The organism is Buchnera aphidicola (Pterocomma populeum), from assembly GCF_049314985.1.
In the GTDB taxonomy this organism is placed as follows: Bacteria; Pseudomonadota; Gammaproteobacteria; order Enterobacterales; family Enterobacteriaceae; genus Buchnera; species Buchnera aphidicola_BQ.
The window spans coordinates 475051-499670 of the sequence record NZ_CP186013.1 but is presented as its reverse complement, the minus strand read 5'-3'; the positions used below and the strand labels follow the sequence as shown (position 1 = coordinate 499670).

Here is a 24620-nt window from a genome sequence, read left to right as displayed (position 1 = left end):
TTTATAATATGATTACATATCTATTAAAAGACTAGTAAAATCTTCTAATATATTTTTTATTGTTAGTAAAAAACTAACTGATTCTTTTCCATCTATTAATCTGTGATCATAAGACAATGCTAAATACATCATAGGTAATATTTTTATCTTTCCATCTATAGCCATTGGACGATCTTTAATTACATGCATGCCCAATATAGCTGTTTGAGGAGGATTAATAATTGGAGTAGACATTAGAGATCCAAATACACCTCCATTAGTAATAGTAAAGCTTCCTCCTGTTAATTCTTCTATAGTAATTGTTTTTTCTAATCCTTTTATAGAAAATTCTTTTATCTTTTTTTCAATAGAAGACATAGACATCGTATCAGCATTTCTTAAAACAGGAGTAATTAAACCTCGAGGTGTGGAAATAGCTATACTAATATCAAAATTTTTATAATAAATTATATCTTTATTATCAATAGAGGCATTAACTTCGGGAAATTTTTTTAATGCTGCTACTACAGCTTTTACATAAAATGACATGAATCCCAGTCGTATTCCATTTTTTTTTTTAAAATCTTCTCCATATTTTTTACGAAGAAGTATAATTGGTTTCATATTTACTTCGTTGAAAGTAGTAAGCATTGCTGTATTATGGATAGTATCTAATAATCTTTCTGAAATTTTTTGACGTAATCGAGTCATTTTAACTCGATTATTTAATTCTATATTATTTTTTTTTATTTTTTTTATAATAGATACTGTATTATTGGATATATCTATTGTTTTTTTATTTTTTTTTGTTTTAATATAGTTTTTAATATCTTCATTAGTAATAAGATCATTTGTTTTATCTAAATTAATTTTATGACTATGTATTAATCTTCTAATAGATGGCGTAAATGATGGAATAGGTTGTATATTATTATTGATATAATTATTTTCTTTTTTAACTGATAATTTTTCATCTTTTTTAATATTATTAAAAATATCTTTTTTCTTTTCTTGTATATTTTCAATACACCCTAATATTTGTTGTGATTGAACAATAGTACCTGTTTTTTCTAAAATATTAGATAATATTCCGTTGCATGGAGAAGGTACTGCTAACATAACTTTATCTGTTTCAATATCTACTAAATTATCATCATAAAATACTTGATCTCCTATTTTTTTATGCCATATTACTACTGTTGCATCAGTAATTGATTCTGGTAAATCTGGAACAATAATATTAGTTATTGTCATTTTTTATTCCTTTCTTTTAAAATATTTTTAGTGCATTTTTAATAAAATGTTCTTGTTGTTTCTTATGAATAGAAATATATCCAGAAGCAGGGGAGGATGAAGATATGCGACCAACATATTGTAATGTAAAATTATTAGATAAAATGTTATTAATATTATCTTTAATATACATCCATGCTCCTTGATTATAAGGTTCTTCTTGACACCAAATGAACTCTGTTACAGAAATATAATTTTTTAATAGATTTAATATTTCATGTATAGGAAAAGGATATAATTGTTCAATCCGAATTAAAGCAATCGTATTAATATTATGTCTACGACGCGTTTTTAATAAATCATAGTATATTTTTCCAGTACAAAAAATAATACGCTGAACTTCTATTTTATTAATTAGATCTATTTCATCAATTAATAATTGAAATTTACCATATATAAGATCATTTAATGAAGAATTTGCCATTATATTTCTTAAAAGAGATTTTGGAGTGAAAATGATTAATGGTTTAAAAATTTTTTCAAAAATTTGTCGTCTTAAAAGATGATATATTTGTGCTGCAGTACTCGGTAAACATACCTGTATATTATTTTCTGCAGATAATTGAAGAAATCTTTCGATTCGAGCTGAAGAATGTTCTGGTCCTTGACCTTCATACCCATGAGGTAAAAAAAGTACTAAATTGCATTTTTCATTCCATTTTTGTTCACTAGAACAAATAAATTGATCAATTACAATTTGAGCGCCGTTAGCAAAATCACCAAATTGAGCTTCCCAAATAGTTAATGTATTAGATGAAAATAAAGAATATCCATATTCAAATGCTAAAACTGCTTCTTCAGATAAAGCGGAATCCCATATTTGAAAAGAACCTTGTTTTTTTTGTATATTTTTTAAAGGTACATAAATAGAACCGTCAATTTGATCATGAATTAATGCATGACGATGAAAAAATGTTCCTCTACTAATATCTTCTCCTGATAAACGACATGAAATTCCCTGATTAAGAATAGTAGCATAAGATAAAATCTCAGCAGCTCCCCAATTAAATAATTTCAATCCTTTAGCCATATCCAATCGTTCTTCATAAATTTTTTTAACTCTATAATGCATATTAATGTTCTTTGGAATTTGATTAATATGTATTGCTAATTTTTGAATATCAATAAAATTTGTATTTATATTTAATTTTGCAATATTTTTGTTTGTTGAAAAAAAATTTTTTTTTGTTGAAAAAAAATCTATTTTTTTATCTTTAGAAAAAACTAATTCTTTATTATTTAATTTTTCATAATATTGATTTTTAATATTATTTATTTCTTCTTCTTGAATAACTCCTTTTGAAATTAAAAAATTAGAATATATTTCTTTAACAGTAGGATGATGATTAATTTTTTTATACATAAGAGGTTGAGTTACATAAGGTTCATCTACTTCATTATGACCATGGCGTCGATAACAAACTAAATCTATAAAAACATCTTTCTTAAATTTTTTTCTAAAAGAAAGAGCTAATTGTGTTGCAAAAATAGATGATTCTATATCATCTGCATTAATATGAAAAATAGGTACTTCTATCATTTTGGCAATATCAGTACAATATTTACTAGAACGTAAGTATTTAGCATTTGATGTTGTAAACCCAATTTGATTATTAATAACAATATGAATCGTTCCTCCTACTGTATACCCTTCTATTTGTGATAAATTTAATGTTTCCTGAATAATTCCTTGTCCAATTATAGCGGCATCACCATGAATATTAATTGGTATAATTTTATTAGATGATATTTTATCTTGATCAATAATAGCCCGAGAAGAACCTAAAACTACTGGATTAATTATTTCTAAATGAGAAGGATTATAATGTAAATAAAATTTTATATTATCATTAATTATTGTTAATCCACCCATATGATATTTTACATCACCACTATTTTTTTGACATATATCTAAACCAGAAAATTCATTAAATAATATTTTTGGATTTTTATTTAAAATATTTACTAAAACATTTAACCTACCTCGATGAGCCATTCCTAATATTATTTTAGATATATTTTTTTGTTTAGAATAATTAATAATTTCGTGTAATATAGGAATTAATGTTTCTGCTCCTTCCAAGGAAAAACGCTTAGAAGCTGAAAATTTTTTTCCAAGATATTTTTCTAATGTTTCTGCATATATAATCTGAGTTAAAAAATTAATTTTTTGTTTTATATTCAGTAAAGATTCATTAAAATATAATTCTATATAATTCATAATCCATTGTTTTTCTAACAAATTATTTAAATGCATATATTCAAAACCAATAGAACTACAATATTTTTTTGATAATAATGCATATAAATCAATAATATTAGTTTTAAAATTTTGATTATTTTGAAAATTAATTATAATAGTTTTTTTTAAATCTTTTTTTGAAAAATTATATGAAGATAAATTTAAACAAGGAATATCCAATATTTTTTTTAAATTTAACGGATCAAGAGAAGCTTTTTGATATCCTATTGTACGAAATGAATAAATAAGAGTATTTATTTTTTCAGAAATATGAGAGTTTGGATATATTGGAAATGAACAATAGTTATCTTTTATATAATCATTTAAAATTACATTTTCATTATTATTTTTTTCAGGGATATTCTTATCTCTAGAAATTGTTAAAAATATATTTTTCCATATATTATCAACAGATTCTGGATTGATTAAAAATTTTTTATATATTTCTTCTATATAAGATTGATTTTCTGAAGATAACCAAGAATATTTAAGCCATTGTTGGAATGTATTATTTTTCATTTTTTATGTGATATTATAATTATAAGATATTAAATTACTGAAAGATATTATATAAAATTTATATATATTTTATCATTTATATAAATTATTATACTTTAATATAAATTTTATGCAGGATTATCAATATTAATAAACTTTACATCTAAATTGTATTTTTTTTCTAACCAGGCTCCTAAAGATTTAATACCATCTTTTTCAGTAATATGATGACCTAATGAAAAAAAATGAATTTTTAATTCTGCAGCAATATGGATAGTTTCTTCTGATATTTCACCTGTTAAAAAAGCATCAATTCCAAATTTATATGCATGTTTAATAAAACCTTGACCTTTTCCACTACACCAAGCAATACGATGAATATTATGAGGTGCATTTTTATAAAAATGTATAGGAGATTTTTTAAATTTTTTTTCTATAATTTTAAATAATTCATTTCCAGTTACATCATTATTCATATTACCCCATAAAACATAAGGTAAAATATAACCTTGGACACAAATATTTAATTTTTTAGCTATTTGAGCATTATTTCCTAGATGTGGATGAATATCCAAAGGTAGATGCCAACTATATAGATTAATATTATTTGAGAGTATAGTTTTTAATCGATATCTTTGCATATTATGTATATATTTTGATTCATTTGGCCAAAAATAACCATGATGTACAATAATAGTATCAGCATGATAAAATAATGCATGATTTAGTAATTCTTGACATGCAGTTACACCGGTTATAATTTTTTTTATCTCAGATTGACCTTCTATTTGTAAACCATTTGGTACAATGTCCTCGCATTGATCAGATGAAAGTTTTTTATTGATAATCTTTTCTAATTCAAAATTATTCATAAACTTGTTCTCTATTTAAATATAAATTTATATTTTGCTTGCTTAAATACCAATAACGTTTTTTTTCTATTTTCATGAAAATCAACAATCGGTTTCGGATAATCTAATGTAATTTTATTTATATCTTCCCATGTATGTGGATTATGAATATGAGCATCTGGTATATATTTTAATTCAGGAATAAATTGTCTAATAAAATGTCCAGATTTATCAAATTTTTTTGATTGTCTATATGGATTAAAAATGCGAATATAAGGAGTAGCATCACTACCTATTGAAGAAGCCCATTGCCAACCTCCATTATTAAGAGCGAAATCACCATCAATTAATTGAGACATAAAATATTTTTCACCTTTTCTCCAATCAATTAATAAATTTTTGACTAAAAAATTAGATGTAATCATTCTTAATCGATTGTGTATCCATCCTATATCTTTTAATTGTCTCATACTTGCATCAATAATTGGAAATCCTGTCTTACCTTGTGTCCATGCATGAAAATAATTTATATTATTATCCCAAATAATATTTTTTTCCCAAGAATTGACAGATTGCAGTTTTCCTAATAATGGATAACCAATTAATAAATGATAATAAAATTCTCTCCATATTATTTCATTTAACCAAGAAGATAAAAACGTGATATTAAATATATTATCATATCTTTTAGATAATATATTTAGACAATATCGTAATGATATAATTCCTATTGATAAGTAAGGTGATAATATACTTGTATGATTTAAAAAAGGAAAATTACGTTTGATTGTATAATCATGAATTTTATTATTAAAAAAATCTTCTAATCTATTTTGAGCCGCTTTTTCACCGGGAGGAAAAAGATTGATATTAAAATTTATTTTATATTTTTTAAATTCTGTATGATTGAATAAATGATATTTTAATAATATTCTTTTAATTGGTGTAGGAAAACATTTAGGAATATTATTACATAAAATTTCTATTGCTTTTTTTTTAAAAGAAGAAAATTTTTTATATGGTTTATTATTTTTCGTATATATAAATTTAGTAGGAATTAATATATTATCATGAAATCCCTGTACTATAATTTTTTGTTCAAGAAAATATTTTTTAATAAAAACATCGCGATTATATTCATTAATTTCATATTGATAATTATAAAAAATATAATTGATTTTATGTTTTATACAAAAAAAATTTAAATCATATATAGATTGTTTAAAATCAGTAGATTGAAGATGATAAAATGGAATATTTAAATTGTTTAATTCATTTTGTAAATAAAGTAAATTTTGATATATAAATGATATTTTTTTAATAGAAACACTATGATTTAACCATTGTTTAGGAGTAGACATAAATAAAGCAAATACTTGATCTATAGAATATTGGCATGCATGATATAAAGCAGTATTATCATGAATTCTTAGGTCATTTCTAAACCAAACTAATTTTTTTTTCATAAAATTTTTTAATATAAATTAATTAATTTAACATCTAAAATATATTTATAATTATTTTTAATATTTTAGATAGACCATAGAAGTATATAATTTTTTTAAAATATAGTTTTGATATTTGATAATATAAAAATTATTTAAAATTATCATAATATTTTCGTTAATCACAGAACTATTTTAAATAATAGACTAAAATTAATATTGATTTAAAACATATTATTAATATTATTGATTATTTAAAATAATATCTTATATAAGAGATAAATATATATGAAAAAAATAGGTATTTTTTTTGGCAGTGATACAGGTAATACAGAAAAAATAGCGAAAATAATCCAAAAAAAAATTGGAATAAATATTTCTGCAATATATGATATTGCAAAATGTTCACAAAAAGACATTGAAAAATTTCATTATGTAATATTCGGAATACCAACTTGGTATTATGGCGAGTTACAATCTGATTGGGAAGAATTTTTACCTATTCTAAAAAAAATTGATTTTTCAAATAAAATCATCTCTTTATTTGGATGTGGGGATCAAGAAGATTATAATGAATATTTTTGTGATGCATTAGGAATAATATATAATATTATAAAAAAAAATAAAGGAAATATTATAGGAAAATGGCCTATAAATGATTATAATTTTGATTCTTCTAAAGCATTATTAAATAAAGATTATTTTGTAGGATTAATATTAGATGAAGATCGACAACCAGAAAAAACAGATATAAGAATTAATAATTGGATTAGAGATATTAAAATAATATCAGATATAAAAAAATATAATATATTTAATGATTGTCATTAAATATGTCATTTTAAATATTAATACTAATTACATAATAGCAGTATTAAGTTACTACTTAATACTGCTAGATAATTATCAATATAATACTATATATATTCATGTTCTAATATAATATAAGAATAATTTAAATTTTTTCTTATATTTAATAAGTGCTAATTAATGAAACTAAATCTAGTACTTTACTAGAATAACCTGTTTCATTATCATACCAAGAAATTAATTTAGAAAAATTATTATTTAATGATAAACCAGCTTTTGCATCAAAGATAGAAGTTAATTCCTGACCATTAAAGTCTGTAGATACTACTTCATCTTCTGTATACCCTATTATTCCTTTCATTTCATTTTCAGAAGAATCTTTTATTATTTGACAAATTTCTTTATATGTTGCAGATTTTTTATAACGTACAGTTAAATCTACTACAGAGACATTAGATACAGGTACTCTAAATGCAATACCAGTTAATTTTCCATTAAGATTTGGTAAAACTTTTCCAACAGCAATAGCAGCACCAGTAGAAGAAGGAATAATATTTTGTAATACACCTCTTCCACCACGCCAATCTTTTAAAGATGCTCCATCTACAACTTTTTGAGTAGCTGTACTAGCATGTACTGTTGTCATTAATCCTTCAATAATATTAAAATTTTCATCAATAATTTTTGCTAAAGGAGCTAAACAATTAGTAGTACAAGAAGCATTAGATACGATTTTTTCTCCTTTATATTGATCAAAATTAGCACCTTTAACAAACATAGGGATATCATCTTTAGAAGGTCCAGTAAGAATCACCTTTTTTGCACCTGCTATAATGTGTTTATATGCTAATTTTTTAGTTAGAAAAAGACCTGTAGACTCAATAACTACATCAGTTAACACTTGATTCCATATTATTTTTTCAGGATCTCGAACAGATGTAATTCTAATTTTTTTTCCATCAATAACTAAATAATTATTTTGTATTTCTATATTTTTATTAAAACAACCATGTGTAGAATCATATTTTAACATATAAGCAATATATTCAGGGCTGAGTAAATCATTGATAGCAACTATTTCAATATTTGTACGTTTTTGAGCTAATCTAAATAATATTCGTCCAATTCGACCAAATCCATTAATACCTACTTTAATAGTCATTTTTTCACCATATCTTTTAATATGTAATTAAACATATGTGTTAGATTATTAGTATATGAATATAATAATTTAAAAAATTAATGTTAATATTCTTTTAGTATTTTACTGGGATTGATAGTAGTAGCATAATAAGATGGATATAAATTAGTTATAATTCCAATAAAAACAGTTATCACTAAAATCATTATTATATCAAATGTATGCAATTTTAATAATAAAAAATGAGCATGATATAAATTATGTAAAATAATATTTTGTCTAAATATTTTTTCTAAATAATATGTTATATCATTAAAATTTAAAATTGTAATAATACCTATTAATAAACCTAATAAAGTACTAATAATAATAAAACGCAATCCATAATATAAAAAAATTAATTGGATTAATCGATTACTTGCACCCATACTCTTTAAAATAGCAATTTCTTTTGTTTTTTGTAATATTGATATAAAAGAAATAGCAGTAATATTAAAACATGAGATTATAATAATAATAGATATAGATAAATATACAATTGTTTTCATTGATTGAATATCATTATAAAGATGTTTATAAGTATTTATCCATGTATAGGCAGCTAAAGGATAATCAACTTGATTAATTGCATGAAGAATAATATTTTCTGCATGAAAAGGATTAGACATATTTATTTCAATTTGAGCAAGAGTATTATTTAAATCAAGAAAATTATTAAAAAATTTTAAAGGTATTAATACATTATTAGAATATATTTTTTTTTTAGATAAAAAAATTGATTTGATTTGTACAGAAAAAATTTTAAAATGAGATGAAATAGATTTATCTTTTTCATTTGGTATAATAATATTTATCCAATCATTTTTTTTTACATGTAATAAATGTGCAATAGAAGAGGAAATAAAAATTTCAGGATATTTATTATTTTTTTTTATTTCAGTAAAATATTGTTGATATTGATCTAAAAAATATTTTTTTAAATATTGTATATCACTAAACCCTTGAATTTGAACCAATTTAATTTTATTATTTTTTTCTAATAACCCATTAATTGTTATATAACGCGATACATCATAAATTTCTGGTATTAATTTTATTTTTTTTTTATTTTATTCCATAACAATTGAGATGGATTTTTAAATACAATAATACCATGAGGTAAAGAAGATAGAATTTTTTTATTCAATAAAATTTGAAAACCATTGACAGCACTTAAGCTAATTAAAAGTGCAAAAACACTAATTATTATTCCTATCTTAGATAAAAAAGCAATAAATTTTATTGAAAAATGTGTTTTTTTTGGATTATAAAATCTTTGTGCAAGAAAGAAAGACAAATAATTCATTTAATATTATCTTATATTTTATTGTAAATAGCGTTTAAGTTTACCGTTTTTCATCTTAAATATAGTAGGTAATTTTTTTGAAAGTTTAATATCATGTGTTACAACAATAAAAGAAGTATTTTGAGTAATATTTAATTCTAACATTAAATTAAAAATAATATTAATGTTGTATTGATCTAAATTACCCGTTGGTTCATCTGCAATAATTAAAGAAGGCGTATTAATCAAAGCTCTAGCAATAGCAACTCTTTGTCTTTCACCACCAGATAATTCAGATGGATATTTTTTTATTTTTTTTTCTAAATGTACTTTTTTTAACATTTCATATGACTTTTCTTGAGCTTCTATTCGATTTTTTTTATTAATTAACAAAGGAATTGAAACATTTTCAAGAATATTAAAATCTAAAAGTAAATGATGAAATTGATAGATAAAACCTATTTTTTTATTTCTAAATGTTGACAATTCATTAGATGACATTGAACATAATGATATTTCATTAAAAAAAATTTTTCCAGATGTAGGATAATCTAATCCTCCTAAAAGATGTAATAACGTGCTCTTTCCAGACCCAGATTTTCCAATAATAGCTATCATTTCTCCTTTATGTAACGAAAATGATATATTTTTTAATATATTCTGGCATGTATCTCCATCTTGATAAGATTTAGATAAATTAACACATTTTAATAAAATAGAATTATTCATTATTATGTAAAATTTTCACTGGTTGCAATTTAATAATGGTCCACGCAGGATATAAAGTTAAAAATAGTGTAAATAATATAGAAATATTACTGATTAAAATAATTTGAGAGGTATCAATCATCATTATAATATTATTATGATTAGAAAAAACATTTAAAATACATAGCAAAAGTTTTTTTTGAAATATTAGATATAAACTAAAAATAATTCCTAATATAATTCCTATTATAGTAGTAGTAGAACCTAATATTATAAAAATCAACATAATTTTCCAATTTGTTAATCCTTGAGTTTTTAAAATAGCAATATCATTTTTTTTTTCTGTAATATATAACATTAAATTAGACATTATATTAAAACTAAGTATAAGAATAATTAATATTAAAAATAATATCATAATATATTTTTCAATATTAATAGCTTGAAACAAATTTTTTTTTTGAATTTTCCAATCTAAGACAATAAAATTATGTGTCAATTTAATAATTTTATTTTTATTAATAGACAATGGATTTTTAAACCATAATCTCCAACCAGTAATATGATTTTGTGGATAATGTAAAAATTTTATAGCTTCATCTTGATTTATTAATATTTGATAATAATCGATTTCATTATTACTAAAAAAAATATCATTTATTTTAAATTTATGTTCATGAAAAAAACTTTTTTTCAATTTTATGTCTTGAGAATTTAATAACATTAATGTAATTGTGTCACCTAATTTTAAATGTAATTGCTCAGCTAATTTTTTTCCGATAATAATATGATTATCCCCTTTTTTTAATTTATCTAGAACATGTTTAATATTATATTTACATATATCGGTATAATTAGTAAGATCAACACCAAGAATTTCCGCCATAGTCATGCTATTATTATTTCGTATAATAACTTCATGAGTAATAAGATTAGAAAATTTTATAATTTCTTTATTGTTTAATATTTTTTTGGGAAATATAAATTTATTAATATTTTTACTTTTATTAGTAATAATCATATGTGGAGTAAAATATAAAATATTTTTTTTAAATTCATCTTGAAATCCATTTATTATAGAAAAAACAATAATAAGTGAAGATATACTAAGACTTACAGATAAAATAGATAATATAATAATAACTTTTTTAAATTTAGGAAGATGTATATTCCATAAATAACGCAATCCAATAAAAAATGATATAGGTTGATACATTATTTTTTCATTTTTAAAAATTATTAATCATATAATATAAATTAAATATATTATTTATTATACAAAAAATATAATAACATATAAATTTATATACCATATAAGTAATTATTAATGATACAGTTTAGATATTATTAATACAAGAAATCAGTATATAAAATTTTTTGTATTACATGGTGATAAATATATTTATAAAGAAAATTAATAAATATGATAAAAAAAATAAAATATAATTTTAAAAAAAATATTAAACAAAAATATCAATTAGGTAATGTTAACAATTTATTAAAACCTATTGAATATTCTTTTATATTAGAACAATATCCAGGATTTGTAGTGCTTATTGCTTCCAGCCATCAAGAAGCTTTACACTTAAAAAAATCTATGACATCATTAACAGATTTAAAAGTTATATATTTACAAGATTGGCAAACTTTGCCCTTTGATCGTTTTTCGCCTCATTGTGAAATTATTTCTTCACGTCTTTCAATTTTATATCATTTAAAAAACAATGAGAAAGGATTTCTAATTGTTTCTATTTCTACTCTTTTACAAAAAATATGTTCTTCTGAATATTTAACCAAAGAATCTATTTATATTTATAAATCAGATAAAATATACATTGATATATTATTTTATCAATTACAAGAATTAGGATATAAAAAAGTCAATAAAGTTTATTATCCAGGTGAATTTAATTATAATTTATCATTAATAGATATTTATCCAATGGGTAGTTCTTTTCCATGTCGTATTCATTTTTTAGAAAATCATAATATTGTTCGTTTACAGAGATTTAATATACATAATCAACGTACTTTTCAGAATATAAATTCTATTATTATTATGCCTAGATATGAATTTCCTGTTCATAAAAATGCAATTAATATATTATATAAAAATTGGAAAAAATATTTTAATAATGAATTACAAATAGAAAATATTTATCAATTAAATACTACAAAATTTATATCGGGAATTGAATATTGGCAACCATTATTTTTTAAAAATAAATTATCTACTTTATTTGATTATTTTCCTAAAAATACATTAATAATCTATGAAGATAAAATAGAAGAACATGCTAATAATTTTTGGAATACGATTTTAGAACGATATAACTTATTTTTCAGTAGTAATCATCAGATTATTGCTCCTAAAGATTTATGGATGACTTTAAAACAATTATTATTTTTTTTAAATCAACATTCTTCTATAAAAATAATAGAACATAAAATTATAGAAAAAAATAATTCTATTAATGTAAATATTCAAAATGTACCAAAATTATCTAATTCTTTTAATATTCAACAAAAAATTAATTATCTTATATCACTTTTTAATAATTTTTCTGGAAAAATTGTTTTTGCTTTACAAAATAAACAATATTTGAATAACATCTTAAAATTTTTAAAAAAAAATAATATTAATCCTCAATATTCAAAAAATATTACTCATATTAGTTTACAAAAAAAACACTTTTATATTTTTAGTAATATTTATTCTAGTTTTATAGATAAAAATAAAAATCTTTTACTTATATGTGAACAAGATTTATTATCAATTTTAAACAATGAAATAATTTTACCTATTGTAGAAAAAAAAATACATAATAATATAGAAAATAATTTATTTAAATTAGAAATTAATCATCCAATTGTACATTTAGATCATGGAATTGGACGATATCAAGGATTAAAAACTATTGAAATAGCTAATATTAAATCTGAATATTTAGTTATTTCATACGCAGAAGAAGATAAACTATATGTTCCTATTTCATATTTTTATCTTATTACACCTTATCATGCGATATCTCAAGAAAATATTCCACTTCATAAATTAGGTGGTTCAGGATGGACAAAAGAAAAAAAGAAGATCTATAGTACAGTATATGATCATGCAGTAAAATTATTAGATATTTATGCTAATAGAGCATCTAAAAAAGGATTTTCTTTCAAGGAAAATAAAGAAAAATATCAAATTTTTTGTCAAGATTTTCCATTTGAAACTACTCTTGATCAAAAAAAAGTTATTATGTCTGTTTTAAATGATATGTATAGATCTTCTCCTATGGATCGTGTAATTTGTGGAGATGTTGGTTTTGGAAAAACAGAAATAGCTATGCGAGCTGCATTTATATCTGTTTCTAATTTTAAACAAGTAGCTATTTTAGTACCTACTACATTATTAGCACAACAGCATTTTAAAAATTTTAAAAAACGTTTTTCTAATTGGTCTTTTAGTATTGAGATGTTATCTAGATTTAAAACAAAAAAAGAACAAAAATTAATTATAAAAAACACTAAAATAGGTAAAATTAATATTTTAATTGGAACCCATAAAATTTTACTAAAAAATATTGATTGGTATGATCTTGGTTTATTAATTATTGATGAAGAACATAGATTTGGAGTACATCACAAGGAAATTATTCAAGAGTCATATTCTAATATTGATATATTGACCTTAACCGCTACTCCCATTCCACGAACCTTAAATATGGCAATGACAGGAATTAAAGATTTATCAATTATAGCGAATCCACCATCACATAAATTATCTATAAAAACTTTTGTACAAGAATATAATAAAAAATTAATTAGAGAAGCAATATTGCGTGAAATCTTACGTGGTGGGCAAGTATATTATATATATAATAAAGTTAAAAATATTGAGAATATAGCTTCTCAATTATCTTCTTTAATTCCAGAAGCAAAGATTAAAATTGGTCATGGTAAAATGCATAATCTTGAATTAAAAGAAGTCATGAATGAATTTTATCAAAAAAAATTTAATGTTTTAGTATGTACTACAATCATTGAAAGTGGTATTGATATACCAAATGTAAATACAATTATTATCGAAAATGCAGATCATTTTGGATTGTCACAATTACACCAATTACGAGGTCGTGTTGGTAGATCATATCAACAGTCATATGCTTGGTTATTGATTCACAACTTTAAATATATTACATCAGATGCTAAAAAAAGACTAGAAGCATTTTTACTAATAAATGATTTTGGAGCTGGTTTTTCTTTAGCTAATCAAGATTTAGAAATTCGAGGTGTTGGTGAACTATTAGGAAAGGAACAAAGTGGACATATAAATACTATAGGATTTAATCTATATCTTAAAATATTAAAAAATACTGTTAAATCGATCAAAAATGGACATAATCCTTCATTACATGAATTAATTAAAAAACAACCAGAAATAGAATTAAATATTCCTATTTTATTACCTGAAAATTATATTTTAGATGTAAATACAAGATTATATTTTTATAAAAAAATAGTAAGCGCTAATAATATGATAGAAATTAAAAAATTAGAATATGAATTAAGTGATAGATTTGGAAATATTCCTAATATTACTAAAAATTTATTATCAGTTTCTAAAATTCGTTTATTATCAGAAAAATTAGGTATTAATTCTATTAAAGCTAATAATGTAGGGGGATTTATAGAATTTAATAAAATTAATTCTATAAATATAGAATATTTATTAAAAATCTTTAAAGAAGAACCAAAAATTTGGAAAATAGAACATTCTACTAAGATAAAATTTGTAAAAAATTTACAAGATGAATTTATTCGCATTCAATGGATTATAGATTTATTAAAAAAATTTATAAAAAATATGTAAAAATTTTTATTTTTTAAATTTTATATAATTTATAAAAAATAATAAATATATTAAAAAATAATTCATTATTTTATAATAAAAGAGATTATATGAAACAGATTATTTATATTGCCATTCCAGAAAAAAATATAATAGAAGCATGGAATTTAAATAAAAATGGAATATTACAATTAATACAAAAAATTAATACTGATGGTCAAGTACAACCTATGAATATTATTAAAAATAATAATTTTTTATATGTTGGTATTCGTCCGAATAATAGAATTATCATATATTCTATTAAAAAAAATGGATTTCTTGAATTAATAAATGAAAAATCTATTCCTGGTAGTCCTAATTATATTTCATTTGATTCACAAAAAAAATTTTTATTTTGCAGTTCTTATCATATGAATTGTTTAAGTATTCTCCCATTAGATAATAACTATATGATACAAGAACCAATAAAAACTATATATAATATTCAAGGCTGTCATGCGGCTAAAATAAATCAAAAATATAATATATTAATAGTAACAGCATTAAAAGAAGATTGTCTTTATTTGTATTATTTTAATAATAAAGGAACTATAAAAAGCACTGAGCAAAAATGTATATACACAGAAAAAAATTCAGGCCCACGTCATATAGCTATACATCCTAATCAAGATTATATTTATACTGTAAATGAAATTAATGGAACAATTGATATATGGAACATATATCAAAATAAAAATATAATTAAAATAAAAAAAATACAAAATATTAATTTATTTTCTGCTAAATTACAAGATTTTTTTTGGGCTGCAGATATTCATATAACATCCTGCGGACGTTTTTTATACGCTTCTGATCGATCATCTAATACAATTAATCTCTTTCATATCCAATCAGATAATACAATTGTTTTTTATCATTATTATATTACCGAAAAACAACCACGTTCTTTTTGCATTGATCAGTACAATAAATATTTAATAGTTACTGGACAAAAATCAAATACATTTACAATATATAGTATATCTTTTTATACAGGAGAATTAACAAAATTAAATACTTACTATACAAGTCAAGGAGCATTATGGATTTGTACACATTTATTAAATTAACAATAATATTCTAGAAATAATAATTTTTTAATTAAATAAATAATATTTTATAATTTAATGCTTCTGTAATAACATCAGTGATTTTTTTTAATGCACGAGAACTAATAATATATGGCGGTACAATATAAATTAATTGTTTAAAAGGTCTGATCCATACTCCATTATCTACAAAAAATTTTTGCATACAAGCTATATTTATTAATTGAGTACATTCTACTACACCAATTGCACCTAATACACGAATGTTAATTACTCTAAAATGTTTTCGTAATGGAAATAAATTTTTATATAATTGTTTTTCAATTTTTAATACCTGTTTTTTCCATTCATTATTTTGTAATATTTTTATATTAGCATTTGCTACAGCACAAGCTAATGGATTACCCATATAAGTTGGTCCATGCATAAAACAACCCACTTTACTATTGCTTATTTGATTAGCAATTTTTCGTGAAGTTAAAGTAGCAGCTAACGTCATTGTACCACCTGTCATGGCTTTTCCTAAACATAATATATCTGGTACAACATTAGCATGTTCAAAAGCAAAAAATTTTCCAGTTCTACCAAAACCAGTAGCTATTTCATCAAAAATTAATGGAATATTATGATTATCACATAATTTTTTTATTTTTTGTAAATAGATAGGATGATAAAAACGCATCCCTCCTACTCCTTGTACTATTGGTTCTAATATCACGCCTGCTATTTTTAATTCATTTTTTTCAATTAATTTTTTAAAAGATATAAGATCATTTTCATTCCATGATGAGTGGAAAGAAGATTGAGGTGATTCAGCAAAAAAATTTTTAGGTAATACATTATTGTATATTTTATGCATAGAATTATTAGGATCAGATATCGACATTGCACCAAAAGTATCACCATGATATCCATTGAAAATAGTTAAAAATTTTTTTCTATTTTGCCCTAAAGAATTCCAATATTGAATAATCATTTTCATTGCAACTTCAATGGATATAGACCCAGAATCAGATAAAAATATACAGTCTAATTTTGATGGTGTTAGTTTAATAAGTTTTTGGCATAAAGAAATAGCTGGAGAATGTGTAATACCACCAAACATTATATGCGACATATTTTTAATTTGTTTTTTTAAAGCTCGATTTAATAAAGGATGATTATAACCATGTATAGCTGACCACCATGAAGACATTCCATCTATTAATTTTTTTCCATTTTCTAGCGTTAAATATACACCTTTAGCTGATATTATAGAATAGCAAGGAAGAGGTTTAGTCATAGAAGAATAAGGGTGCCAAATATGTTTATAATCAAATAATATGTTAGATAAACTCATTTTTATATATACATCATAAAATATTGAATAAAATATTATAAACTTTTACTAAAATAAAATCATAATTTTTTTGGAGATAATATGAAAAAAAAATGGACGTTAGAAGAAACAACTTTACTTTTCAAAAAACCATTTTTTGATATCATGTTTCAAGCTCAAAAAATACATAGAGAAAATTTCAATCCGCATAAAATACAAATTAGTACATTATTATCTATTAAAACCGGATTATGCCCAGAAGATTGTAAATATTGTCCACAAAGTTCTAGATATTCCACTGGATTAAAAAATGAGTCTTTATTAAAAATAGAAAAAATATTATCTGCCGCCAAAGAAGCTAAATTATCAGGTTCTAATCGATTTTGCATGGGTGCAGCATGGAAAAATCCTTCTGAAAGAGATATGCCATATTTAGAAAAAATTGTTAAAGAAGTAAAAAAAATGGGCATGGAAACATGTATGACTTTAGGTACATTAAACACTAAACAAGCACAAAGACTATCTAATGCAGGATTAGATTTTTATAATCATAATTTAGATACGTCAGCTAATTTTTATGAAAATATTATTACTACTCGAACATATCAAGAACGATTAAATACTTTAAAAAAAGTGCGTAATGCTGGAATGAAAGTCTGTTCTGGGGGTATTATAGGTATGGGAGAGAAAAAAATAGATCGAATACAATTGTTAATGGAATTATCTAATTTATCAATTCATCCAGAAAGTGTACCTATTAATATGTTAGTCAGAATTCCAGGAACACCTATGGAAAATAACACTAATGTCAATCCATTTGATTTTATTCGCATAGTAGCTGCTTCTCGTATTATGATGCCTAAGTCTTATATTAGATTATCTGCGGGAAGGAGTGAAATGAATGATCAAACACAAGCTATGTGTTTTATGGCAGGAGCGAATTCTATTTTTTATGGTTGTAAGTTATTAACAGCAAATAATCCAGATAAAAAACATGATTTAACACTTCTAAAAAAATTAAATTTATCTAGTGAACATAAAACAATTAATTTTTCTCAAGAAAAAGAAAAAATCAATTATCAATTAAAACAAGATAAAATCAAAAAAAATCAATACTATAATGCCGCTACATAGTTATTTAAATATTTATCTAATCATTTCACATAAATATTTATTAAAAATAATTAAAATAAAATATTAATACATAAATTAATGTTATTATTATGTTTATATATTATTATAATATGATAGTATGTCTAAATTGAAATTATATTTAAATTATGTTAAAAAATTATTATATTATAAAATAAATACATAAAATGTTTTATTTTTAATCATTTAATATAAAAAATAACTTATACATATAATGTATAAGTTATTTTGTAAAGATTATTAATTATGATAAAAAAATACTTTATTACTGGAACAGATACAAATATCGGAAAAACATTTGTTAGTCGAATTTTATTACAAAAAGCTAATAAAAGTGGATATTTGACTGCCGGATATAAACCTGTTGCATCAGGTAGTTATAATAAAAAATATGGCTTTAAAAATAAAGATGCTATTATTCTTCAAAAAAATAGTTCTGTATTATTAAGTTATCAAGAAGTTAATCCATTTTGTTTTTATGAAAATGCACCTCCACATATATTAAGTTCTTTATACGGAAAAAAAATAAAAAAAAAATATTTATCTTTAGGTTTAAGAAAAATTTCTCAAAAATCCAATTGGATATTAATTGAAGGCGCTGGTGGTTGGTATACACCATTATCTTATTTTAATACTTTTTCAGAATGGGTACAAAAAGAAAAACTAATAGTTATTTTAATTGTAGGAATTAAAATAGGATGTATTAATCATGCTATTTTAACTGAAAAAGCTATTCTTTTAGATAAAATAATATGTGCTGGATGGATTGCTAATATCTTAGTTCCTACAGAAAAATATAAAATAGAATATATTAATACCTTAAAAAAATATATTAAATCTCCACTCTTAGGAATAGTTCCACATATTCCGAATAACCATAATATTAATATAGATAATATAAATATTATATTACCTTAAATTAAATATATACAGGATATTTATCACATAAATTAAGTACTTTATTTTTTATTTTAAAAATATTTTTTTTATCTTTTGTTGAATTTAAAATACTTATAATCCAATCTGAAACATACGATACCTCTAATTCTTTGAAACCACGTCTTGTTACAGCAGGAGTTCCAATGCGTATTCCTGAAGTAATAAAAGGACTTTGTAAATCATTTGGAATACTATTTTTATTAACAGTAATATTAGCTTGACTTAATATAATATCAGCTTCTTTTCCTGTAATATTTTTATTTGTTAAATCAACTAAAAATAAATGATTAAAGGTTCCACCAGAAATAATATTATATCCTTTTTGTAGAAAAATTTTCACCATACATTGAGAATTTTTTATTATTTGTTTTTGATATTCTATAAAACTAGGCTCTAATGCTTCTTTAAAAGCAATAGCTTTTGCAGCAATAACGTGCATTAAAGGACCTCCTTGACTTCCAGGAAAAACAGATAAATCTAATTTTTTATATAAATTATCATTACCATTTTTAGCTATAATTAAACCACCACGAGGACCTGCAAGTGTTTTATGAGTAGTACTAGTTACAACATGAGCATAATTTACTGGACTAGGATAAATTTTTGCTGCTACCAATCCGGCAATATGAGCCATATCTACTACAAAATATGCTTTAATACTATCTGCAATATTACGCATTTTTTTCCAATTACATATTCCAGAATATGCAGAAAAACCACCCACAATCATTTTAGGTTTATATTTAGTAGCTAACTTTAATAACTCTTCATAATCAATTTCACCTTTTGTATTAATACCATATGGAATAAAGTTATATATTTTTCCTGAAAAATTAACAGAAGAACCATGCGTTAAATGACCACCATCTGATAATTTCATACCTAATACTGTATCTCCAGGTTTTAATAATGCTGAATAAACAGAAAAATTAGCCTGAGATCCAGAATGCGGTTGTACATTAGCATAATCTGCATTAAATAATATTTTTGCACGATTTATGGCTAATTTTTCGATAATATCTACATATTTACAACCACCATAATATCTTTTTTGAGGATAACCTTCAGCATATTTATTTGTTAATTGTGAACCTTGTGCTAACATAACATACTGACTAGTATAATTTTCTGATGCTATTAATTCAATATGATTTTCTTGTCTTTTTTTTTCTTTTTCTATAGCAGTCCATAGTTCTACATCATATTCTGATAATTTAATTTGATGATTTAACATATTTTACCTAAATACCTGATGGATTATTTGATTATTTTAAAAAAATGATTAATTTTAATTAAAATATCACTTTTTAAAATATAATATTGTTTTTTATGTACTAGATCTTTTACTAAAAAACATTTTTTTTTAATTTCATTATCACCTATAAAAATAGCAATAGGAGCTAAAATATTTGCAGCATGTTTTATTTTTTTTGAAATATTATCATCAGAAAAATCAATAAATATTTTTAATTTTGGGTATAAATTTCTAATTTCTTCAGATAAAGCAGTAGCATGAAATGTATTATGATTACCTATTATAATAATATAAATATCGACTTCTCTAACAGTAGGAAAAAAAATATTTAGTTTCTGCATTAATAATACTAATCGCTCCATTCCAATAGCAAAACCTATTCCTGATATTTTATTAGTATTTAATTCTTCAAATAAAGAATCATATCTACCTCCAGCACAAATTGTATTTTGCGATCCTAGTTCAAAATTTTTCCATTCAAAAACAGTACTACTATAATAGTCTAATCCTCTAACTAAATATTTATTATGTCTATATGGTATTCCATGAATATCCATCATTTTACATAATGATTGAAAATGATTTTGTGAAGCTGTATCTAAATATTCATTTAATAACGGCGCTTTAGTTAATATTTCTTGCACATCTTTATTTTTAGAATCTAAAATACGCAAAGGATTTGTATATAATCGACGTTTACAATCTTCATCCAATAAGTATTCATATTTTTTTAAAAAAAATATTAATTTTTTTTTATATTTTATTCTATCTAATTGTGAACCAATCGAGTTAATTTCTAATATTATATTATTCTCTAAACCTAATCTTTTCCATATTCTATAAGTTAATAAAATTATTTCTAAATCAATATCTTCTCCATCTATTCCAAATACTTCTGCACCAAATTGATAAAATTGTCGATATCTTCCTTTTTGTGGCCTTTCATATCTGAACATAGGACCAAAATACCAAAATTTTTGTTTTTTTTTATATAAAAGATTATTTTGTATTATAGCACGTACACATCCTATTGTTCCTTCTGGACGTAATGTAATATTACTTCCTTTTCGATCTTCAAATGAATACATTTCTTTTTCAATAATATCTGTTACATTACCAATAGCTCTTTGAAAAATTTCTGTTTTTTCTAATATAGGTAATCTTATTTCTAAATAACAATAACTATTAAGAACTTCTTTAATGATATTTTCTATATAATTCCATAATTTTAATTCTTCCGGTAAATAATCATGCATACCTCTAATAGATTTAATTATCTTGTACACTATTTTCTCTTTTATTGATTTAGATTAATATTTTTATTTTTTATAATTTAATGTTATATACAATGTATATTGTATAAAAGTATTTTAATAATTTATATAATTTATACAAAATATAATTTTTTTGATTTATATGAAACTGAGTAAAGGCAATTGTATTATATTTATTAAATTAGAAAATATATATTTATATAAAAAATATTTTTTATTTTTTTATATAAGAACCAATTAGTTGACCACATGCAGCGTTAATATCATCTCCTCTATTTTTTCTAATAATAGTTGTAAATCCTTTCCGTCGTAGTAATCTAGCAAAACAATGAATATTGTCATGGGTACTACATGAAAAACGTGAATTAAAAAAAGGATTCCAAGGTATTAAATTAATTTTACTTGGTATATTATGTAATAAAATAGCTAATTCTTCAGCATTTTTTTTAGAATCATTTATTCCATTTAGCATAACATATTCTATTGTTACACCGCCGTGATTAGCATGTGATTGCTTTAAATATTTTAACACTGCATCTAATAAAGATTGAATGTTATATTTTTGATTAATTGGCATAATATTATTTCTAATAGTATCATTAGGGGCGTGTAAAGAGATAGCTAAACAAATGTCAGTCATATTAATTAATTTATTTAATGCAGGCACAATTCCTGAAGTTGATACTGTAATACGACGTTTAGATAATTTAAAAGCATATTCATCTAAAATAATTTTTATTGCAGAAACAACATTTCTCAAATTAAGTAATGGTTCACCCATACCCATAAACACTACATTGGTAATAGATTGATTAATATTTTTCTTTTTTAATATTTTATTTGCTTGCCAAATTTGAGCAATAATTTCAGAAACTGTTAAATTTCTTTTAAATCCTATTTTTCCAGTAGCACAAAAATCACAATTTAAAGCACAACCAATTTGTGATGAGATACATAATGTAGATCTTTTTTTTTCAGGTATATAAACAGTTTCTATATAATCATTTCCTAAAGATGTAATCCATTTAATTGTACCATCATGAGAAATATTTTCCTGAGTAAATGAAGGTGCAAATATATAGCTTTTTTTTTCTAATTGATATCTTAATATTTTACTAATATTAGACATTTTTGAAAAATCAGTACAATGATAATCATAAATCCATTTCATAATTTGTATGGTAGAAAATGATTTTGCTCCTAAAGAACTAATAAATTGATTTATTTCATCACGATTTAAATCTAATAAATTGATTTTAATATTAGAAAGATTTAATATATTAATATTGCGAGTCATAGAAATTTCCTAAATAATTACTAATATAATATTTTTATAAAAAAATATTAAAAAAATAATCAGTTAATAAAATGATATTATTAGTTAAAATGTCATTATAATATTTACATATTATTTTAAAAAAGTTTAATATGAAAATATTAAAGATTTTTTTCTTTATAATATTATATACTAATGAATTCATTTATATTTCTATAATCTAAGAATAAAAGATATGAAAATATAATAAAATTTAAAATCTAAATAATTTCAATAGATTTATATATTTTTAACAATAATATTTGATATTTTATATCATTTGGGGAAATCTATGCATCCTATGCTTAATATTGCTATTCGTGCAGTACGAAAAGGAGGAAATTTTATTATACAAAATTATGATACACAAAATTTTATCCAAAATAATTTAGAAAAAAAGAAAAATTTTATTCAAAATATTATGTATAAAACAAAAAAAATTATCAATAATATAATTAGTAAATCATATCCACATCATATTGTTTTAAATAAATATGCATATGATTCAATAAGAAAAAATGAAAATATTTATTGGATTATTAATGAATTAGATGGTCAATATAATTTTATTAAAAATTTTCCACATTTTTGCGTTTCTCTTGCGATTATCATTAAAAATGTTACAGAGATTTCTGTTATATATGATCCTATTAGAAATGATTTATTTACATCTGTTAAAGGTCAAGGATCTCAATTAAATGGTCGTAGAATTCGATGTGCTAATGTTAGTACTTTAGAATCTACTACAGTAGCTGTAAACTTACCTTGTCATTTTAACGATACATCTTTTTCTTATTTTGAGATATATAAAATATTATTATTATCTGGTGTTTCTTTTTTATGCACTGGTTCTACGGTATTAGACCTGGCATATGTTGCATCTGGAAGAATAGATTGTTTATTTGATTTTAATTTAGATCCAGGAAATTTTATGGCAGGAAAATTACAGGCACGAGAATCAGGATGCTTAATCAGTGATTTTCAAGGAGGACATGAAAATACTGATTATCATTCTTCAAATATTATCAGCAGTCCAAAATTTATAAGATTATTTATAGAAAAAATACGTGAATATCATCATTAATTATTATTAAGAAATATTTTTAATGATATGTGTATTTAATTATAATAAAATTATTATA

At 22.3% G+C, this 24620-nt stretch carries 19 protein-coding genes; 6 read left to right on the top strand and 13 right to left on the bottom strand.

Annotated elements, in window-relative coordinates; translation table 11 throughout:
• Positions 1-12: 12 nt before the first annotated feature.
• From sucB to phrB, 4 genes are all read right to left on the bottom strand, one after another.
• Positions 13-1233 carry a dihydrolipoyllysine-residue succinyltransferase gene (sucB, locus tag ACOI1G_RS02470; RefSeq protein ID WP_422667225.1) on the bottom strand — a complete coding sequence of 407 codons (1221 nt, stop codon included), beginning with the start codon at positions 1231-1233 and terminating at the stop codon, positions 13-15.
• Positions 1234-1249: 16 nt separating this feature from the next.
• Entirely contained in the window at positions 1250-4033 is a 2784-nt protein-coding gene (locus ACOI1G_RS02465; RefSeq protein WP_422667224.1) for a 2-oxoglutarate dehydrogenase E1 component, read from the bottom strand.
• Positions 4034-4140: 107 nt separating this feature from the next.
• Entirely contained in the window at positions 4141-4884 is a 744-nt protein-coding gene (locus ACOI1G_RS02460; protein ID WP_422667223.1) for a Nif3-like dinuclear metal center hexameric protein, read from the bottom strand.
• Between the two features lie 11 nt (positions 4885-4895).
• Positions 4896-6329 (bottom strand): deoxyribodipyrimidine photo-lyase, encoded by a 1434-nt coding sequence (phrB, locus tag ACOI1G_RS02455; protein ID WP_422667222.1) that lies wholly within the window; start codon positions 6327-6329, stop codon positions 4896-4898.
• 267 nt (positions 6330-6596) lie between these two features.
• On the opposite strand from phrB, the gene fldA reads away from it, so the two are divergent.
• Positions 6597-7139: a flavodoxin FldA gene (gene fldA / locus ACOI1G_RS02450; protein ID WP_422667221.1), complete on the top strand. Its 543-nt coding sequence runs from the start codon at positions 6597-6599 to the stop codon at positions 7137-7139.
• Between the two features lie 142 nt (positions 7140-7281).
• Here fldA and gap read toward each other — a convergent pair whose 3' ends face one another.
• The 5 genes from gap to ACOI1G_RS02425 all read right to left on the bottom strand — a co-directional run bounded on the left by gap (position 7282) and on the right by ACOI1G_RS02425 (position 11507).
• A complete protein-coding gene (gene gap, locus ACOI1G_RS02445) occupies positions 7282-8280 on the bottom strand; it encodes a type I glyceraldehyde-3-phosphate dehydrogenase (protein ID WP_422667220.1) in 999 nt (332 codons plus the stop codon).
• Between the two features lie 83 nt (positions 8281-8363).
• Positions 8364-9275 carry an FtsX-like permease family protein gene (locus ACOI1G_RS02440; RefSeq protein ID WP_422667219.1) on the bottom strand — a complete coding sequence of 304 codons (912 nt, stop codon included), beginning with the start codon at positions 9273-9275 and terminating at the stop codon, positions 8364-8366.
• A gap of 77 nt (positions 9276-9352) precedes the next feature.
• Positions 9353-9604: a hypothetical protein gene (locus ACOI1G_RS02435; RefSeq protein ID WP_422667218.1), complete on the bottom strand. Its 252-nt coding sequence runs from the start codon at positions 9602-9604 to the stop codon at positions 9353-9355.
• Between the two features lie 18 nt (positions 9605-9622).
• On the bottom strand, positions 9623-10312 hold the full coding sequence (lolD, locus tag ACOI1G_RS02430; protein WP_422667217.1) for a lipoprotein-releasing ABC transporter ATP-binding protein LolD: 690 nt from the start codon (positions 10310-10312) through the stop codon (positions 9623-9625).
• Entirely contained in the window at positions 10305-11507 is a 1203-nt protein-coding gene (locus tag ACOI1G_RS02425) for an FtsX-like permease family protein (protein ID WP_422667216.1), read from the bottom strand. The genes lolD and ACOI1G_RS02425 overlap by 8 nt, the downstream gene beginning before the upstream one ends.
• A gap of 207 nt (positions 11508-11714) precedes the next feature.
• Here ACOI1G_RS02425 and mfd point away from each other — a divergent pair, with 207 nt between their 5' ends.
• Positions 11715-15155: a transcription-repair coupling factor gene (gene mfd / locus ACOI1G_RS02420; protein WP_422667215.1), complete on the top strand. Its 3441-nt coding sequence runs from the start codon at positions 11715-11717 to the stop codon at positions 15153-15155.
• A gap of 89 nt (positions 15156-15244) precedes the next feature.
• Positions 15245-16246 (top strand): 6-phosphogluconolactonase, encoded by a 1002-nt coding sequence (gene pgl, locus ACOI1G_RS02415; RefSeq protein WP_422667214.1) that lies wholly within the window; start codon positions 15245-15247, stop codon positions 16244-16246.
• A 31-nt stretch (positions 16247-16277) separates the two neighbouring features.
• Here pgl and bioA read toward each other — a convergent pair whose 3' ends face one another.
• Positions 16278-17564 carry an adenosylmethionine--8-amino-7-oxononanoate transaminase gene (bioA, locus tag ACOI1G_RS02410; RefSeq protein ID WP_422667213.1) on the bottom strand — a complete coding sequence of 429 codons (1287 nt, stop codon included), beginning with the start codon at positions 17562-17564 and terminating at the stop codon, positions 16278-16280.
• 81 nt (positions 17565-17645) lie between these two features.
• Here bioA and bioB point away from each other — a divergent pair, with 81 nt between their 5' ends.
• Both bioB and bioD read left to right on the top strand, forming a co-directional pair.
• Entirely contained in the window at positions 17646-18677 is a 1032-nt protein-coding gene (bioB, locus tag ACOI1G_RS02405) for a biotin synthase BioB (protein WP_422667212.1), read from the top strand.
• Positions 18678-18941: 264 nt separating this feature from the next.
• Complete coding sequence (gene bioD, locus ACOI1G_RS02400; protein WP_422667211.1) at positions 18942-19613, top strand: dethiobiotin synthase; 672 nt, start codon at positions 18942-18944, stop codon at positions 19611-19613.
• A gap of 1 nt (position 19614) precedes the next feature.
• On the opposite strand, the gene glyA is transcribed toward bioD, so the two are convergent.
• The 3 genes from glyA to rlmN form a co-directional block, all read right to left on the bottom strand.
• Positions 19615-20868 (bottom strand): serine hydroxymethyltransferase, encoded by a 1254-nt coding sequence (glyA, locus tag ACOI1G_RS02395; RefSeq protein WP_422667210.1) that lies wholly within the window; start codon positions 20866-20868, stop codon positions 19615-19617.
• Between the two features lie 23 nt (positions 20869-20891).
• Positions 20892-22175, bottom strand: coding sequence for a histidine--tRNA ligase (gene hisS, locus ACOI1G_RS02390; RefSeq protein WP_422667209.1), 1284 nt, complete (start codon positions 22173-22175; stop codon positions 20892-20894).
• Between the two features lie 202 nt (positions 22176-22377).
• Positions 22378-23460, bottom strand: a complete 1083-nt coding sequence (gene rlmN, locus ACOI1G_RS02385; protein WP_422667208.1) for a 23S rRNA (adenine(2503)-C(2))-methyltransferase RlmN — start codon at positions 23458-23460, stop codon at positions 22378-22380.
• A gap of 310 nt (positions 23461-23770) precedes the next feature.
• Here rlmN and ACOI1G_RS02380 point away from each other — a divergent pair, with 310 nt between their 5' ends.
• Entirely contained in the window at positions 23771-24562 is a 792-nt protein-coding gene (locus tag ACOI1G_RS02380; RefSeq protein WP_422667207.1) for an inositol monophosphatase family protein, read from the top strand.
• Positions 24563-24620: the final 58 nt, after the last annotated feature.